Source organism: Nocardia sp. NPDC005978, assembly GCF_040614455.1.
Classification (GTDB): Bacteria; Actinomycetota; Actinomycetes; order Mycobacteriales; family Mycobacteriaceae; genus Nocardia.
Window position 1 is genome coordinate 87,124 of sequence record NZ_JBEXUS010000003.1, and the last position, 17,405, is coordinate 104,528.

At 70.3% G+C, this 17,405-nt stretch carries 11 protein-coding genes and 1 pseudogene; 6 read left to right on the top strand and 6 right to left on the bottom strand.

Going from position 1 to position 17,405, the window contains the following annotated elements:
* Nucleotides 1–22 precede the first annotated feature (22 nt).
* Nucleotides 23–1,591, top strand: a complete 1,569-nt coding sequence (hutH, locus tag ABZ319_RS02385) for a histidine ammonia-lyase (RefSeq protein ID WP_354984545.1) — start codon at nucleotides 23–25, stop codon at nucleotides 1,589–1,591.
* Here the strand turns inward: hutH and ABZ319_RS02390 are convergent, their stop codons facing one another.
* Nucleotides 1,592–3,253: an alkaline phosphatase D family protein gene (locus ABZ319_RS02390; RefSeq protein WP_354984486.1), complete on the bottom strand. Its 1,662-nt coding sequence runs from the start codon at nucleotides 3,251–3,253 to the stop codon at nucleotides 1,592–1,594. It abuts the gene before it with no gap.
* A gap of 92 nt (nucleotides 3,254–3,345) precedes the next feature.
* The gene (locus tag ABZ319_RS02395) at nucleotides 3,346–3,915 is read right to left on the bottom strand and encodes an NAD(P)H-dependent oxidoreductase (RefSeq protein ID WP_354984487.1); all 570 of its coding nucleotides are present in this window, start codon (nucleotides 3,913–3,915) and stop codon (nucleotides 3,346–3,348) included.
* 292 nt (nucleotides 3,916–4,207) lie between these two features.
* On the opposite strand from ABZ319_RS02395, the gene ABZ319_RS02400 reads away from it, so the two are divergent.
* The 3 genes and pseudogenes from ABZ319_RS02400 to ABZ319_RS02410 all read left to right on the top strand — a co-directional run bounded on the left by ABZ319_RS02400 (nucleotide 4,208) and on the right by ABZ319_RS02410 (nucleotide 8,198).
* Entirely contained in the window at nucleotides 4,208–5,503 is a 1,296-nt protein-coding gene (locus ABZ319_RS02400) for a condensation domain-containing protein (RefSeq protein WP_354984488.1), read from the top strand.
* A pseudogene (locus ABZ319_RS02405) lies at nucleotides 5,500–6,699 on the top strand (glycosyltransferase); the annotation flags it as partial. The gene ABZ319_RS02400 and the pseudogene ABZ319_RS02405, both read left to right, overlap by 4 nt.
* A gap of 242 nt (nucleotides 6,700–6,941) precedes the next feature.
* Complete coding sequence (locus ABZ319_RS02410; protein WP_354984489.1) at nucleotides 6,942–8,198, top strand: glycosyltransferase; 1,257 nt, start codon at nucleotides 6,942–6,944, stop codon at nucleotides 8,196–8,198.
* 349 nt (nucleotides 8,199–8,547) lie between these two features.
* Here ABZ319_RS02410 and ABZ319_RS02415 read toward each other — a convergent pair whose 3' ends face one another.
* Nucleotides 8,548–9,954 (bottom strand): lipase family protein, encoded by a 1,407-nt coding sequence (locus ABZ319_RS02415; protein WP_354984490.1) that lies wholly within the window; start codon nucleotides 9,952–9,954, stop codon nucleotides 8,548–8,550.
* Nucleotides 9,955–10,221: 267 nt separating this feature from the next.
* On the opposite strand from ABZ319_RS02415, the gene ABZ319_RS02420 reads away from it, so the two are divergent.
* Nucleotides 10,222–10,614, top strand: coding sequence for a helix-turn-helix domain-containing protein (locus ABZ319_RS02420; protein ID WP_354984491.1), 393 nt, complete (start codon nucleotides 10,222–10,224; stop codon nucleotides 10,612–10,614).
* Nucleotides 10,615–11,075: 461 nt separating this feature from the next.
* Here ABZ319_RS02420 and ABZ319_RS02425 read toward each other — a convergent pair whose 3' ends face one another.
* The 3 genes from ABZ319_RS02425 to ABZ319_RS02435 form a co-directional block, all read right to left on the bottom strand.
* Nucleotides 11,076–13,718 (bottom strand): LuxR C-terminal-related transcriptional regulator, encoded by a 2,643-nt coding sequence (locus ABZ319_RS02425; RefSeq protein ID WP_354984492.1) that lies wholly within the window; start codon nucleotides 13,716–13,718, stop codon nucleotides 11,076–11,078.
* Between the two features lie 178 nt (nucleotides 13,719–13,896).
* Nucleotides 13,897–14,586 carry an alpha/beta hydrolase gene (locus ABZ319_RS02430; protein WP_354984493.1) on the bottom strand — a complete coding sequence of 230 codons (690 nt, stop codon included), beginning with the start codon at nucleotides 14,584–14,586 and terminating at the stop codon, nucleotides 13,897–13,899.
* Between the two features lie 109 nt (nucleotides 14,587–14,695).
* The gene (locus ABZ319_RS02435) at nucleotides 14,696–15,646 is read right to left on the bottom strand and encodes an amidohydrolase family protein (protein WP_354984494.1); all 951 of its coding nucleotides are present in this window, start codon (nucleotides 15,644–15,646) and stop codon (nucleotides 14,696–14,698) included.
* 322 nt (nucleotides 15,647–15,968) lie between these two features.
* Between ABZ319_RS02435 and ABZ319_RS02440 the strand changes: the two genes are divergently transcribed.
* A complete protein-coding gene (locus tag ABZ319_RS02440) occupies nucleotides 15,969–17,273 on the top strand; it encodes a hypothetical protein (RefSeq protein ID WP_354984495.1) in 1,305 nt (434 codons plus the stop codon).
* The last annotated feature ends 132 nt before the right edge of the window (nucleotides 17,274–17,405 follow it).

Sequence of the window (17,405 nt, forward strand, 5' to 3'; positions counted from 1 at the left end):
GGAGAGGCCGCTGCGCGCCTCCATCGATCACACCGCCGCCCGACCTGCGCCGGACGGTCCCGTCACGGTGGGCGTCGGGCCCGTCGGACGCGATGAGGTTCTCCGCGTGGCGCGGTACGGCGCCGCGGTGGAACTGGCCGCGGAGTCCGTGACCGCGATGGCCGTGAGCCACGCCCGGATTCGCGAGCTCGCCGCCGATCCGAAGCCGGTGTACGGCGTCTCCACCGGCTTCGGCGCGCTCGCCACCCGGCACATTCCGCCGGAGCTGCGAACGCGGTTGCAGCGCAGTCTCATCCGCTCGCATGCCGCCGGATCCGGACCCGAGGTCGAACCCGAGGTCGTGCGCGCGCTCATGCTGCTGCGCCTGTCCACCCTGGCCACCGGCCGCACCGGCGTGCGACCCGAACTCGCCCGGGCCTACGCCGATCTGCTCGCCGCCGGGCTCACCCCGGTCGTGTACGAATACGGCAGCCTGGGCTGTTCGGGCGATCTCGCCCCGCTGGCGCACGTCGCCCTGGCGGTCATGGGGGAAGGGCGGGTGCGCACCGCCGACGGCGAAATCCTGGACGCCGCCGACGCTTTGGCCCGGCACGGTCTCGGCCCGGTGGTGCTCGGGGAGAAGGAGGGCCTGGCGCTGATCAACGGCACCGACGGCATGCTGGGCCAGCTGGTGCTGGCGCTGGCCGACCTCGAACACCTGCTGCGGCTGGCCGATGTGGCCGCGGCCATGAGCGTGGAGGGTCAGCTCGGCACCGATCGGGTGTTCGCCGCGGATCTACAGGCCCTGCGCCCGCATCCGGGCCAGGCGGCCGCCGCGGCGAACATGCGTCGCCTGCTGGCGGATTCGGCGATCGTGGCCAGCCATCGCGGCGCGGACTGCGCCCGTGTCCAGGACGCGTACTCCCTGCGCTGCGCCCCGCAGGTCGCCGGCGCGGCCCGCGACACCCTCGCCCACGCCCGCACGGTCGCCGAGCGCGAACTCGCCAGCGCGGTGGACAATCCGGTGGTCACCCTGGACGGGCGCGTGGAATCCAACGGCAATTTCCACGGCGCCCCGGTCGCCTACGTGCTGGACTTCCTGGCCATCGCCGCCGCCGACGTGGCGAGCATGAGCGAGCGGCGCACCGACCGCTTCCTGGACGTGGCGCGCAATCACGGGCTGCCCGCCTTCCTGGCCGACGATCCGGGCGTCGACAGCGGCCACATGATCGCCCAGTACACCCAGGCCGCGATCGTGTCCGAACTCAAGCGGCTGGCGAATCCGGCCAGCACCGATTCGATACCGTCCTCGGCGATGCAGGAGGATCACGTCTCCATGGGCTGGGCCGCGGCCCGCAAGCTCCGCCGCTCGGTCGACGGCCTCACCCGGGTGCTCGCCATCGAGATACTCACCGCCGCACGGGGAATCGACCTACGCGCGCCGCTGTCCCCGGCGCCCGCGACCGCCGCGGTCATCGCGGCGCTGCGGGAGTCGGTCCCCGGCCCCGGCGCCGATCGCTATCTCGCGCCCGAGATCGCCGCGGCGGTGCGCCTGGCTGCCACCGGGGCACTGGTCGCGGCCGCGGAATCGATCACCGGGCCGCTGGACTGATCAGTTGCCGCTCCCGCGCACCCCGCCCGCCCGGTTGGCGGAATCCGCTGCCGCGCCCGAATCCGGGGCGGCCGGACTCCACGCCTCCACGACCCCGGGCACGCCGTCGCGCACCACGTAGCCCGCCCGGGTGGCGATGGGCGCGCCCGGTCGGCGGATGTACGGGACGACCCGGAAGTCGCTGTGCAACCGCTCGTGATCGAGGGTGACCCGCACGTATCCGCGCTGGCTGTTGAAGAACTTCACATCCGGATTGGCGGCCAGCAGGGTGCGGCCGGTGTCGTTCATATCCGCGCCGTCACCGCCGCTGCTGATCGAGGTGCCGGTGAATTCGGCCGCGACGACCGCGGATTCGAGATCGTCGAACTCGCGCCGCAGATCCGCCGCGTAGTTGTGGTGCCGGTCCCCGGTGATCACCACCAGATTGCGCACGTCGCGGTCGGCCGCCGCGCCCAGCAGCGTATTGCGGTCCGCGACATAGCCGTCCCAGGCGTCGGTGCCCAGGCGAACCGCGGGCCCGGGGTCGTAATCCGAGCGCGCCATGGCCACCTGATTGCCCAGGATCTGCCAGCGCGCGGGGGAGGAGGTGAGCCCGTCCAGTAGCCAATCCCGTTGGCGGGCACCGAGAATCGTGCGGTCATCGGCGTACCGATCGTCGCAGCCGGACACCAGGCTGCCGTCGCCGCACGCCTGTTTGCTGCGGTACTGGCGGGTGTCCAGCAGGGTGAAGTCCACCAGGTCGCCGAAGCCGTAGCGCCGGTGCAGCAGCATGTTCGGGCCGCTGGGCATTTGCGCGATCCGCAGCGGCTGATGCTCGTACAGGGCCTGGAAGGCCGCGGCCCGGCGCTGGCGGAAGATGGGGGACAGGTAGCGGTATACGTCCACGCCGATCCCGCCGGTATCGCCCGCCCAGTTGTTGTCCACCTCGTGGTCGTCCATGGTGACCAGCCACGGGAACGCGGCGTGCGCGGCCATCAGCGAATCATCGGATTTGGCCTGCGAATAGCGCAGCCGATAACCGCGCAGGTCCACGGCCTCACCGGTGGGCGCCTCCTCGTCCGGTTGCCCGCGGCCGTTGGTCCAGGCCCGTTCATAGATGTAGTCGCCCAGGTGCACCACGAGGTTCAGGTCCTCGCGGGCCATGTGGTCGTAGGCGGTGAAGTACCCCGAACTCCAGGACTGGCACGAGGCGAAGGCGAAGCGCATGCGCGCCATGGCCTGCCCGGCGGCGGGCGCGGTGCGCGTCCGCCCGATCGGTGAGATGTCCGCGCCCGCGCGGAAGCGGTAGAAGTACCACCGGTCCGGCTCCAGACCGGTGATCTCCGGATGCACGCTATGGCCCAGTTCGCGGGTGGCTGTCGCGCTGCCGCGCGTGACCACGCGCGTGAACGCCTCGTCGTGCGCGACCTCGTACTCCACGGTGACCGGTGCGTTCGCCATCCCCGCGTGCCCGTCCGGGGCGAGCGGGTCGGGTGCGAGCCGTGTCCAGAGCACGATTCCGTCCGGCAGCGGATCACCCGAGGCGACCCCGAGCCGGAAGGGGTAGCCGCCCAGTGGACGGGTCCGGGTGAACCGGGAACCGGCGGCGACGCCGGTGCCGGCGAGCACCGCGGCGGATCCGGCGGCGCCGAATCTCAGTAACTGCCGACGCGACATGGCCATATCTCACGGTACGTCCCGGACGCGGGTGGCTCGTGAACACCGAGCGGTGCCCCGCGGAACTTCGGCTTACCGCCCGGTGTCCGGGGCCGTGATCAGGTGCGCACCGCTCCGGGCCGCACCGCCGTGCCGAGCAGGCGCAACTGCTCGGCGAGCTGCGCGACGGTGTCGGCGTCGTCGGCCGGATGCTCGTGCTCGGGCCGGTCCGTACCCCGGCCGATGGTCGCGCACGCGTTCTCCACCAGCACGCCCCCGGCCACGGTGATGATTCTGCGCAGGTCGACCAGGGCGCGCGCCTGCGCGCTCACCCCGCCGGCCGGTGCGAGCAGCGCGGTCTTCTTGCCCTCCAGCGCACCCTCGCCGTAGGGGCGCGAGGCCCAGTCGATGGCGGCGCGCAACGGGCCGGGCAGCAGATCGTCGATAGCGGGCGCGAACACCAGCACCGCGTCCGCGACCAGAATCGACTCGCGCAGCCGTGCGACCGCCTCCGAGTCCTCGGCGGACCCGTCGCCTTCCGCCGGGACGCCGGGCAGCTGATCCAGCCCCTCGAAGATCGCCACCTCGATACCGGGCGGCGCCGTCCGCTCGGCGGCCTCGGCCAGCAGTCTGCTCACCGGCGCCTCGCGCAGACTGCCGACGAGCGCGAGAACATGCAGCGGTGTCATGACTCCTCCGGTGGACGCGCGGGAACTTCACGGCAGCGATGGTCGAGATCGTGACGGGCCGATCGAATGTACCCGGCGGACTTGCCATCCGGTGGCGGGAACGGCATTTCGCCTCGGCGAATCGCCGGATTCGATCCGCCGCGCCCACCTCGGCGGACGCGAGCACGGGTACCCCTGCCGGTGGTACCCGTCGGCGCCGGTATTCCGCCCGGTGGTACCGCCCGCCGATCGAGGTCATGACTGGGGTATCCGGCCAGTTGCCAACCGGCACTGCGCATTCAATATTTGCCTGATGAATTCCACCCGGCCGGACCAGTCGGCCCTGCGCCCCGGGCGGCTCACCGCAGCCGCCAAGAAATTCCTGACCTGGGACGCGAATCCGGGCGTATTCGGGATCACCATTCCCTGCCCCGTCCCGGTGTCGATGGGCGCGGACGAGGGCCGGAAACTGCTCGGCGCGCTCATCGACAATCATGAATCGCTGCGCAGCCGGTACAGCTACGGCGAACAGGCCGCCTGCCTGATCGACACCGAGATCGGCGCCGAAACAAACAGCGACAGAATCGATTTGCGGCTCGTCGACATCGAGGACGTGGGCCCCGAGGAGATCGCGCAGGTGATCGCGCAGGAGACCGCGAAGAGTAATCTGCGCATCGATCCGCCGACCGGCAAGATCGTGACCGCCGCGCTGCTCACCCGCTCGTTCGACGTCAATATCCTGCTGCTCACCATTCACCACATCGCCATCGACGGCGTGGCCATGTGGGTCATGTGGGACGACGTCGCCACCTATTGCCGGCAATGGGAAGCGGGCGAAGCCATTTCGCTGACGCCCGAACCCATCAGTGGTTCGGAGTGGGCGCAATTCCTGGATGAGCTCGCGCCCACCCGCGCCGGGGAATTGGAATCCTGGCTCGCGGCCTCGGATTCGGAACCCAATCTGCTCGAGCGCGCCGCCGAACCGGCCTCCGCGCACCGGGACGGCGTCATCGAGGGCGCGGTCGCCGCCCGCCTGCTCGACGCGCTGCCCGGCGCGTTCGACGCCTCCTACACGCGAATCCTGCTGGTGGCACTGGGATTGGCCATCGAAGACGTGCTCGGCGTGCCGCGCTCGATCCAGGTCCAGAAGCACGGCCGCTACAGCCGCCTGCGCCCCGGCACCGACCTGAGCCGCACCGTGGCCTGGCTCTCGGACGACTATCCCTGGCTGGTCCGCCCGGCGCCCGGCGATCACGGCGCCCGCCTGCGCGATGCCATCGCGCGCTATCCCGCCCACCCCGAGGACTTCACCCTGCTCTTCTGGCACGACCCGCGCAATTGGCCGCACGTGGCGCGATTCAATTTCCCGAAGTTCTACTTCAATTTCCTCGGCGATGTCGGCGTGTGGATTCCGGGCGCGCATTCGGCCGAACAGGCGCGCCTGACGGTTTTCGACCTGAGCATGTTCCTGGGCACCAGCGAACTCGGCGGGGTGCGCAGCGTGCACTACTCGGTGCACTCGCCCACCGGCGGCATCGGAATCGAGCGGGTGAACGAGATCGTGGCGCAGTGGCTTTCGATCCTGGCGACGGTGGAGGCGGGCGCATGAGCCGCATAGTCATCGTCACCATCGGCAGTCGCGGCGACATCGCGCCGCTGACCGGTCTGGGGGTGCGCCTGCGCGAGGCCGGGCATCGGGTGACGGTCGCCGCGCATTCGGTCTTCGAGGAACTGGTCACCGGCTGCGGGCTCGAATTCCGGCTCATGGCGACCAACCTCGACATCGACATGACCTCCCCGGACGTCGACAAGCGCAAGGCCGGTTGGGCTTTCGCCTCGCCCGCCGGGGTGCGCGCCACCGGCCGGGGCATCATCGAGGCCCTGCGCGACGAGCCCGCCGATCTGCTGCTGTGCTCCCAGCCCGCGGAGTTCGCCGGTCTCGCGCTCGCCGAGGCCAAGGGGATTCCCGCGATCGGGCTGCGATTCCAGCCGATGTCCGCGACCGCCGACAATCCGCCCTCGTCCATGGGTGCGTTCTCGTTGGGCGGGTTCGGCAACCGGATGGCCGCCGAGGCGGGCGCGTGGATAGTGGATCGCGCCTACGGCGGGGCGATCGCGGATCTGCGCGCGGAACTGGGCCTGCCCGCGGTGCCCGCCCGCGAACTGCGCCGCCGCCGTACCACAGCGGAATGGCCGGTGCTGCACGGGTATTCCGAGCACGTCGTGCCCCGTCCGGCGGACTGGCGGCCGGGCCTCGAGGTGACCGGGTACTGGTGGCCGCCGCGGCCGCTGGACTGGGAACCGCCCGCCGATCTGGTGACATTCCTCGAAGCCGGTCCGCCGCCGGTCTTCCTGAGCTTCGGCAGCATGGTCGACAGCGCCGAACACAGCGCCCGGGCCTCGAAACTCGTGGGCGAGGCATTGGCCAAGGCGGGTGTGCGCGGCGTCGTGCAGGCGGGCTGGCTCCAGCTCGACGTCACCGGCGAGGACATCCTCACCATCGGTGAGGTGCCGCACGACTGGCTGTTCCCGCGCATGGCGGCGGTCGTGCACCACTGCGGAGCCGGAACCACGGCGGCGGGCCTGCGCGCGGGGGTGCCCGCGGTCGCCGTGCCCGTGTACTCGGATCAGCCCTTCTGGGCCGAACGCCTGCGCCGGCTCGGGGTCAGCGCCGCGACGATTCCCTACCCGAAACTGACCGCCGACCGCCTGGCCGCCGCGATCCGCCTCGCGGTCACCGGCAGCGGAGTGCGGATGAACGCCGCCCGCACGGCCGCCGCCCTCGCGGCCGAGGACGGGATCGGCGAAGCCGTGCGCATCATCGAATCGCACCTCGCGAATTCACCGGCATCGACCATCGCGGCATCGGGGGGAGCCAACTCGACACAGCCGCTCGTCACCCCGTCGGCCTCGGTGCATACCGTCGAGACCCCGTCGGTCACATCTCAGTCCGTTGAGACTGTGGCGGTTCCAACGCAGTCCGTTGAGACCTCGGCGATTCCGGCGCAGCCCACCGCGACCTCTGCATTCACGGAAGCGGGGGAACGATGAGCCGGATAGTGATCGTCGCGATCGGTACGCGGGGGGATGTCGCGCCGTTGACCGGGCTCGGCCTGCGGCTGCGCGACGCGGGGCACGAGGTGGCCATCGCCGCCCACGAGCCCTATGCGGCAATGATTTCCGGGTGTGGACTGCGCTTCATCGAACTGGGTCTGAACTTCGGGTTCGAGGGGACCGAGGCGGAAATTCAGGACCGGATCACCAAGGAGTTCAACACTCGGCTCGGCTTCCGCGTGATCGGCGAAGGGCTGATCGCGGCGCTGCGGAACGAGCCCGTCGACCTGCTGCTGCTCTCGCCGTACGCCGAGTTCGCGGGACATCCGTTCGCGCAGGCGCGCGGAATCCCCACCGCGGGTGTGCGTTTGCAGCACATGTCGGCCACCGGCGACTTCCCGCCGTCCTTCACCGGCGCCTGGTCGCGCGGCCGATTGGGCAATCGGCTGTTCGCCGACGCCGGAGCGTGGGTGGTGGATCGGTACTACCGCCCGGTCATCGCCGGGTTCCGGCGGGAACTCGGGCTGCCCCGGGTCTCGGCGCGCACACTGCGCCGTCGGCGCACCGCGGCCGAATGGCCGATCCTGCACGGGTTCTCACCCACCCTGGTGCCCCGGCCGGCGGATTGGCGGCCCGGACTCGAGGTGATGGGTTTCTGGTGGCCCGCCCGGCCCGCCGATTTCGAACCGCCCGCGGCGCTGGTGGAATTCCTCGCGGCGGGCCCGCCCCCGGTACTGGTGAGCTTCGGCAGCAACATGAACTCCCCGGAACGCACCGCCGAGCTGGGCGCGATGGTGCGCATCGCGCTGCGGGCGGCCGGGGTGCGCGGCCTGGTTCAGGCGGGCTGGTCCGGGCTGGGCGTCACCGATGAGGATGTGCTGAACATCGGTGAGATCCCCTACGACTGGCTCTTTCCCCAGCTGGCAGCGGCCGTGCACCACTGCGGCGCGGGCACCTGCGCCGCCGCGCTGCGCGCCGGCATCCCGACCGTCGCGGTACCGAAGATCCCCGAACAGCGGTTCTGGGCGCACCGCACCGCACTGCTCGGCGTGACCGCCGACCTGATCCCCGAGTCCGAGCTGACCGCGCCCCGGCTCACCGACGCGATCACCCGGGCCGTGACCGATACCGCGTTGCGCGCCAACGCCGTCCAGGTCGCCGCCCGCATAACCGCCGAAGACGGCGCGGGGGAGACGCTCCGGGTCATCGAGGAACTGCTCGCCCGCGCCGAACCGGCGACCGCGCACTGACGTTGGGCGTATCCGGGGCCCGGGTTCCGCCCCCAGTCGCAGGTGTCATCTGCTGCACCCGGCTGTGATTCGCAGAGCGGCAGCAGATTTCGGTGCGGGGTCGTAGAACTCGAGGCGCCGTTGCCTCGCCGCCCGGCGGCTGTTCCGGACGTGATTCGGAGAGCGGCAACGGGTTGCGTTGCGGGGTCGCGGAACTGCACGCGCCCTCGGGTGTCCCGCGCTGGCAACTCGTTCCGGCTCGTCCTCATCGAGCGGGGACGCCGACCGGCTTCCGCCGGACAGCAGAACGCCGGCACGACACTCGCGGAGGGTGTCGTGCCGGCGCTCGTCGCATCGCCGGGGGGCCGAATCAGGCCGCGCCGATGGGCTTTCCGAAGAAGGAGGCCAGGGTCTCGCCCAGGGTGTGGCCGAGCATTTCCAGCTCACCCGGGGTGCCGAGCATGGACGGCATGTCGGTGGTGGAGCAGCCGGTCGGCGCCGGCTTGCCGTCGAGCCGGTCGAACAGCCACATGAGCGCGGCCGGGCCGCCGACGACCTCGGCCACCACGTGCTCGCTCGCCCAGTCGCGGGTGTAGGTCACCCGGGCGGACGGATCGGCGCAGTAGGTGTCGACCAGCTGGTTGGCCGAGGACAGCGGCAGGATCTCGTCCCACTGCGAATGCCACATGTACAGCGGCACGTCCGGCAGCGTGGTACCCAGCTTGGTATCGGCGAGCACCTTCTGCACCGCGGGCTCGGCGAACGGATCCGGGCTGTTGATCAGGCCGTAGATGTTCAGGAACGGCAGCAGCGCGGTCTGGTACTGCACGCACAGCGGGGCCTTGATCGCGCTGAGCACCTGCCCGACGGGGTTGAGCTTGGTGTCCAGCAGTGCCTTGAACTCCGGGTACTCGCGCGACAGGCCGAGCACCGCGCCGAAGACCAGGCCCGCGGTGGCCTGGTTGTTGGCCATGTTCAGCGCCGCGCCCAGATCCGCGCCGGTGCCGCCGGAGGCCGCGCCGACGATATTCAATTCGGGCGCATAGGTTTTGCGCATCTCGGCTGCGTGCATGGTCGGCATGGACCCGCCGGAGTAGCCGTACAGCGCCGTCGGCGCGCCCGGTCCGGCCTCCAGCGGCGCGAACGAGGTCGCGGCGCGCACGCCGTCCAGGGTGATGCGGCCGCCGAGCGGGCCCGCGGCGTACGCGGAATTCGGACCCTGGTGATCGGGGATCACCACGGCCATCCCCTGCTGCAGCGCGGCCTGCGCGAAGAGGAATTCGGCGGGCGCGACGATCTGCCCCAGGAAGGTCGAGGGCGACAGGTGCTGCAGCGCGTACGACGGGCTGCAGTAGCCCTGGGTGGAATCCTCGGCGATCTGCACCGAGAGCAATTTCCGCGGGGTCGGCGAGGTGCCCCGCGGCTTGATCAGGGTGGCGACCGCCGCGATGGCGTCGTCCCGGCTGTCATTGGACCGGTAGGACACCTGCCAGGCGTCCACGTTGAGCGGGATGAGCCCGAAATTGGCGAGATTCACCTGGCGGGCGGCGATGATCCCACCGGGCGCGGTGGCGGCCACGATCTCGGGCGCGGGGCGGTAGAACCCCGGATCGAGTTCGGGCGGCAGCGGGATCATCTTCACGGGTTCGATCGGCGGCGTTGCCGGTGCGTCCGGCTCGGCCGCGGCCGGCACGGTCATCGCCATCACCGCGACCAGCGCGGAGATGGGGACCACCGCCAACCGCGCCAACCGGCTGAACCTGTCCCTGGTCTTCATGGGTACATTCCTTCACGGACTGTGAGACTTCTCGGTCTCAGAATTGCGCCCACTATGCCATCCCTGTGACCCGGACCGCAATAAGCGATGTCGCCGGGGTGAAATCACCCCGATGTGGCTGGGCTCACCGCGGGCGACGCTATTCGCGCGCGTATACGCGATACTCGGTCCAACTCGAGAGCTATTGCGCGGAAACGTAATTCGATACTCACCCGCAGAATTCCGGTGTGCGCCGGTCATACTTGTGTCGCGGCGGGGTAAGGACACATGAACACCGTTTTCCACGCCCCCGGGGCGTGTTTCCCGGCCGGGCGAAAGGCGGACGGGAGCAGCGATTCCGATATCGCACCGCCTGGACCGCCGGTCCGCTCCATTCGATGGACCGACCGGCTGGAGCACGAAGTGGACGCCGCGCTGGCCGCGGGCGCTCCGGGCCTGGAAGCGGTGGCGCGGCGGTTCGCGGTCAGCCCGCGCACGCTGCAGCGCCGGCTGGCGGACGAGGGCACCACCTGGCGCCGCGAACTCGAACGCGCCCGGCACCGGCGACTGCTGGCGAGCGCCGGGGCGGCGCTCACCCGGGACGAGCAGGCCGCCCTGCTCGGCTACGCCGATCCCGCCTCCCTGCGGCGCGCACTGCGCCGCTGGGCCATGCGTAACTGAGCTTTTCCGGCATTCGTGGCGTGTTCGTACGAACGTGGCGTCTTCGGCCCTGGGCGGGCGGCACGCCATCCGGCAGGCTGGAAGCCGGGAGGTCGCCCCCGAATTCGCCCGATTCCCGGCGACCTCCCACTTTCGCGCAGGCGCGCCGCATCGGCGCGCGACCTGCTTCCCGGCCGGGTGGACGATGGAATCAATGGTGATTCGCACGCCAGGCCGGTTCATGACCCGTCGACGCGAGGCGCTTCGTGGCATCCGGAGTGCCTCGCGTCAACGGGGCGGGGGTTCCGCCGGGTATGGGTAGCCCTATGGGTAGTGCCCTGGCGGCGTCGGCCCGAGGCGGGGGACCATGGCGGAGTCGGTCGATCCCCCGCAGATCGTCCGGCGTTCCCGGACGAGAAGGGCCGCACTCCACCCTTCCAGCACAACCGCCGCCGGAGGCGGCCCGTCTCGTCCGCGAACCGCTATAGCAGACCGGTCAGGCGGGCCCGCTCCACGGCGTTGACCCGCGTATTGGCTTCGAGTTTGGTGTAGATCCCGCGCAGATGAGTCTTGATGGTATTGATGGAAACCCCGAGGTCCGTCGCGATCTGCCCGGTGGTCCGCCCGGACGGAAGCTGCTTCAGCACAATGGTTTCCGATTCGGTCAGTGGCGGCAGCGTGCCGTCGCGCACCGCCGCCGGATGATGGCGCAGCCCTTCGGCGTACTCGTCGAGGCGGCCGAAGCGCCCGGCGTAGATATCGAGGAGCTCGATCGCCTCGGGCACATCGATCCACGGCGAGACCAGCCCGTCCGCGGCCGAGAGCCGCAGTGCCGCTTCCAGCGCGGTGGCGGCCTTGGCCGGCATCTCGAGCTGGTGCAGCACGCTCGCGTAGCGCAGCCACACCGACAGTTCTGTCACCGGATACATCCGTTCGGCCCCCCGCAGCAGGGGTTCGAGCAGTGCGCGCGCCGAGCGCGGCTTGTGTGCCGCATCGGCCAGCATGGCCTGCGCCAGAACCACTTCCGGGGTATCACCCAGCGCCGCGTGCGCCCGATCGGTGAGTTCCCGCGCCGGGCGCGGCTCACGAAGTTTCAGCAGGGAACGCACCACGCCCGGCAGCTGCACACCCTGATTGCCCGGTGGCAGCGGAGTGGACTCCAGGAGCCGGAGCAGGCTCGTGCGCGCCCGATGGACGGCGGTGTATTTGTCCGGTTCTATCCGGCTGAGCAGGAAGCGGCACGAGGCCAGGGTGGCCGGGCCGGTGCCGGGCATTCCGGAACTCTCGGACTCGAGACAGTGCGTCACGATGTCGTAGATCGCCTGTTCATCGAACTTCTCGCCCTGGACGTACCGGGCCAGCGCGATGACCAGGCGCATATGCCGCGTATCGGCGACATCGTGCAATTCGTGCCGTACCGCGAAGTCGATCGCGTGCTGGGCGCGGGCGCGGGCGATGGTGATCGCGCCCGAGTAGATGGACGCCACCGTCAATCGGGACAGCGCCCGCATGACCAGCCGCTGCCGTCCGGTGTGCTCGGCCAGGGTGATGCCGGACCGCAGCAGTGCTTCGCCCCGGTCGATCCGGCCGGACAACAGCATGGCCCCGGCCGCCTGGATCGCGAGATAGCAGTCGATATCGAGATTGCCGGTCGCGGGCAGGCCTGTGTGCGCGTCCAGGTCGTCCGGGCTCGCACCGGAACTGAGGACGGCGTCGATACGCAGTGCGTGGCCCAGGGCGTCGAGCCAGGACGCCGGCGCCAGGGACGGTATCGACATCGGCTGGCTGCGAATCAAATCGAGATAGGCGAGCGCTTCACGGTGCTCGCCGCGTCCCATCGCGTCGATGGCGCGCAATCGCCACACGAAGGGATCGTCGGAGATCACGGATCCGGCGCGGTCCAGCTCGGCGAGCAGCCGCGGCCCGTCGCCATCGAAAACGAGTCCGAGACCGTTGTCCCGGATGAACTTTCGCAGTGGCTCCGGATCGGGCAGGGCCACCAGGTGCGGTAGCGCCGCGGCCGGCTGCCCCGCGCGGATGAGCCAGTCGGCGCTGTCCAGGCGGAGCCGCGCCAGGGCGACGTCACCGCGTGCGCGAGCCTCGGTGAGCAGGTGCGCCCGCACCATGGGGTGGTAGGTGAACCACAGCTCGCCGTGCTCCGATTGCCGGGTGAAGGGAAAACCCTTGCGCTGCAGTTCATCCAGCGCCTCATGTGCGGGTGTGTCCTGCAGCCGGTCCGCGAGCGCCTCGGTGAAGCGCTCCGGAACGCTTGTCCGGACCAGAAATTCGACCAGGTCCGCGGGCAGTGGTCGCAGCAGTTCGCCGACCACGAAATCCACCATGGCGGGTGCGGGGCGCGCCAGCACCGCCAGCGCGGCGGCACGGTCCTGCGCACTGCCCGACACCACCAGCGCCGCGATCCGTACCAGCGCGGGCCAGCCCTGAGTGAGGGCCATGACGGTGGCCAGCCCGGGTGCGTCCAGGGTGCACCCGTGCCGGGTGAACAGTTCTGCCACTTCGGCTTCGGTCAGGGCCAGATCCCATTTGCGAATCCGCACCACGCGCCCCTCTGCCCCGAGGGCGTGCCAGCGCAGCGGCGGCTCGTAGCGGCCGGACAGCACGATGGTCAGTGCGGGCGGTGCGTGCCGGATCAGATACTGCACGGCGGCCAGCACGAAGGAGTCGGTGATGAGGTGCGCGTCGTCGACAACCAACACGGTCGGGGTCTCCCGATCTGCGAGTGCGTCGATGACGTGCGCGGCGAACGTGCTGCCGGTCGGGGTCGGAGCGATGCCCAGTGCTTCGCACAGCGCGCCGGTGACCACGGGCCAGCGGGTGCGATCCCGGTCGAAGGATTCGGTGATGGTCAGCCAGGCGATGGTGATCCGGGGTGCGCGCGTTCGCAGTCGGCGTTCGAGCCAGTCCAGCAGCAGTACGGTCTTACCCGTGCCGGCCGGTGCGTTCAGCACGATCACCGGCGCCCCGCGTTCCGGATCCGGGGCGACCATGCGGTCGAAGAGCTCGGCACGGGGGAGCGGATCGCAGTCGAGCGTGGGCGGCCGGTAGGGCGCGTAGCGCTCCATGGCCGATCGCGGACAGGAAGTTGTTCGTTGTGAGGTGGTCACCGAAACCTCCGGTTCGAGTGCAGACACATCACAACCGCCGCCAGCGACTCTACCGCAAATAAGAGCTGGTCAAGCGTTCGATGGTCTTCCTCACACGCGTTCGCGGGCGGTGCCGACGCTCGCGGGCGCGGTATCCCCGGCGGTGTGGAGGACGCCGCGCCCGCGAGCCGGGCCGGGCTCAGCCGAGCTCGGCGGCGGCCTCGTCGATCAGATCGGCCACGGCCTTGGGCTGCGAGGCCAGCGACGCGTGGCTCGCGGCCAGTTCGATGGTCTTGCGCGGCTCGATCCGCGCCGCCATACGACGCTCGTTGTCCGGGTGGATCATTCGATCCTCGGTCGACACCTGGTACCAGCTGGGCTTGACCTTCCAGGCCGGCGCGGTGACGGTATCGCCGAAGGTGGAGGCCAGCGGCGCCTTCTGGGTCACCGCCATGACCAGCGCGTCGTCATCGGACAGGTCCTGGCAGAAGCTCTCCTGGAATTTGTCCTGCCGGACCCAGAGGTAGCCGTCGGAATCGGGGGCCAGGTTCGCCGCGGCGGCGGGCGGCTGCTCCTGGGTGATCTGTCCCGGGCTCTCGCCCGCGTCCGGGGCGAAGGCCGCGATGTAGACCAGGCCCACCACGTTCGGCAGGTCACCGGCCTCGGTGATGACCGCGCCGCCGTACGAGTGACCGACCAGCAACACCGGCCCGTCGATCTGGGCAACCATCTTGCGGGTGCGCTCGGCGTCGTCGGCGAGCGAGGTCAGGGGGTTCTCCACGGCGTGCAGATCGGTGTAGCCGCGCTGCTTCAGTTCGACGATGACATTCGCCCAGTGGGCGGCGCCGCCCCAGAATCCGTGGACGAGAACGATTGCCGGCTTTGCCATTACGGGTCTACCTCTCCATTGATGTCGTGCCTGCTGATGTCGTGCCTGGTCGAAACGAATGCGACCGGGAGCACCCGGGCGCGCCGGCCACGCGGGCCGGCCGTGGAGATCACGCGGTGCGACTCGCGGCGTGCACGAGTCCGAACAATCGCTCGGCGTTGGTTTCCAGGATCGCGGCCGACTCCTCGGGCGCGATGCTCGGATCGGAGATGTAGTCGATCGCGCGAACGAAGATCTTGTCGGCCTCGTAGGGGAAATCGGTGCCCAGCAGGAGCCGATCCGCTCCGAAGGAGTCGATGGCCGCCCGCAGCGCGGGCAGATGACCGTGCCCCACGGTGTCGTACCACATCATGCGGGCGATCACACTCGGCGCTTCGGGCGTCTGCGGCGCCTCCCACGGGTACTGGTTGTCCGCGCGCTGCAACAGCATGGGCAGCGCACCGCCCAGATGGGAATTGATGATCCGGATGTTGGGATAGCGCAGCGGAAAACCGTTGGTGATCAACTGCATGACGCTGATCGTGTCCTCGATCGGGGCGCCGGCCATCCAGGTCAGGTGATAGTCGGCGATCAGCGGCGAGCAGGCGCTGTTCCCCGCCGGATGCAGGTACAGCACCGCGCCGCGCCGGTCGAGTTCGGAGAACACCGGGGCGAATTCGGGATCCACCAGCGCGCGACCGAGCGCGGTGGTGTTCAGCGCCACCCCGACCATGCCCAGATCGTCCAGCGCCCGGCGTATTTCGGCGATGGCGGCGTCGATGTGCGGTAGTGGCGCGGAAGCGAAGGCCATGAACCGATCCGGATACGCGGCGACCACGCCGGCGTACTGGTCGTTCACGAAACGCGCTGCGGCGACGGCCTTTACCCGATCCTCGCCGTAGGGGTTCTGCGGTGCGCTGGACAGCACCTGCATATCGACCCCGGCGCGATCCATCAGCCGGAGTCTGGTCGCGAGTTCCGCGCCCATTCCGCGCTGGGTAGCGGTGTCGGTTTTGCCGAGTCCGACCAGGAGGTCGAGATAGTCGTCGGTCCAGTAGTGCGCGTGTACATCGATTCGCATGGATCCTCCTGTTCCGTTTCCGGACCGGTCCTGCGGGGCTACACGGGTATCCGAGCGGTGCTCCGATCGATTCGCCTTCACGCTAGGAGCGCCGCGTCCGCCGGACCCCACCCATTGCGGGTGAAGCGACCCGATCGGCACGTGGCGAACCGGACAAAGCGCCTGGTGAACCGGACAACCGGAAGAAAGCGTACTCCGGGTGTGCGGGCCGTCACACGGTGCGCTGTTCACCCGGATCGCGTGAGGCCGGGCGTCGTGCGGGCTCGTAGCGTGCGATCGAACCCGGCGGGAGTGACCGGGGCGGTTCGGAAGGAAGTGCGCGATGGGTAGCGGTGCGCGGTATCGGCTGGAAGTCGCGACCCTGTGCGTCGCGGCGGCGGTCGCGGGTCTCGCGGTCACCGTGCCGATCGACTTCCCTTGGGCAGCAAGGGGTTCGGTCGTGGAATTGCAGATGCTCATCTTCAACGTCCCGCGGGCCACCGCCACCGCGGCGCTGGCGGCGGTGGTCGTCGCGGTGCTGTGTGCGGCGGCGACGATGCGCATGGTGTGGCTGACCGCCGTCGGATTCGGCGCGCTGCTCTCGCTCAGCCACGTGGTGGCCCGCGGGCTGACCCACGAACTGGCGACCTTCGGCTACGTCGACGCCATCGTCGGCGGCGCCCTGCTGGGCGCGCTGACCGCGCTCGCGGGCCGGCGTAGCCTCGCCCGGGCGGGACTGCTGCTCGGCGCGCTGTCCGGCATCATCATCGGCAACCGCGTCACGCCGTCGGCCGATCGCGAGCACCTGCACCCCCTCGTGCGGTGGGCCCTGGTCGACCCGCCCTCCCTGGTGCTCCTCGTGATCGCGCTGGGGCTGCTCGGCTGGGGTCTGTGGCGGCACCGCTATGACTCGGCGGTGCCGGTCGAGGAGATCCCGCTGCGCCCGGTCGCGGCGGTGCTGGTGCTGGTGTCGGCGTCCCTGATCCGCACCGAAGTACTTGCCGAACAGGACAACTGGTTCTTCCGGGTGATCGCAGGGAGCGTGCTCGTGGTGCTCGCGACACTGCTGGCCGCCCTGCTGCTGCCCGCGCGCGACGGCGTGCTCGTCGCCATGGCGGTGACGTTCGCGGTGGCGGGCGGCGTGGTCGGGACCGGGCCGAGTCCGGGCTGGGCCGCGCCGGTGCTGGTGGTGGCGGTGGCCGTCGGCCTGGCCGCGGGGGCTCGATATCCGCGCCCGGTGCTCGCCGTGCCGGCCACGGTGTCGCTCGCCGTCTTCGAAGCCGTGCTCAACAACACGGTGCGCGCCGAGTCGCTCACCGTCGCGGGGGCCGCCGTGACGGCCGCGATCGGCGGCTACTGCTTCGGGACGATCGTGCCGCGCGAACTGTCCACGTCCGCGCTGGCCCTGATGACGCTGGTCGCGCCCTCGGTGGTCGCGGTGATCACCAGCCGCCGCTTCGGGCACGTCGGCGAGGCCAAGGTGTGGTTCCACGGCCCGCCCGCCGACCCCTGGGTTCCGGGCTGGACCACGGTCGTCGTTGCGATCGGCTGCGGCGCGGTCGCGCTGGCGGTATGGCGGCTGCGGTCGGCGACGTCCGAACCCGAGCTCCCGGCTCGGGCCGACTCGCGCCCGATTCCGACGCACTGAGGAAGCCACCGCCGCGGGGGCGCTGCGGGTGCGAGTCGAAAACCAGTGCCGCCCGGAGTCGCGCAGCCGTCGTCGATGTCGGCGGGATCACCGACGATTGCGGGGTCAGCACCGTCGCGGCAGTCGCAAACA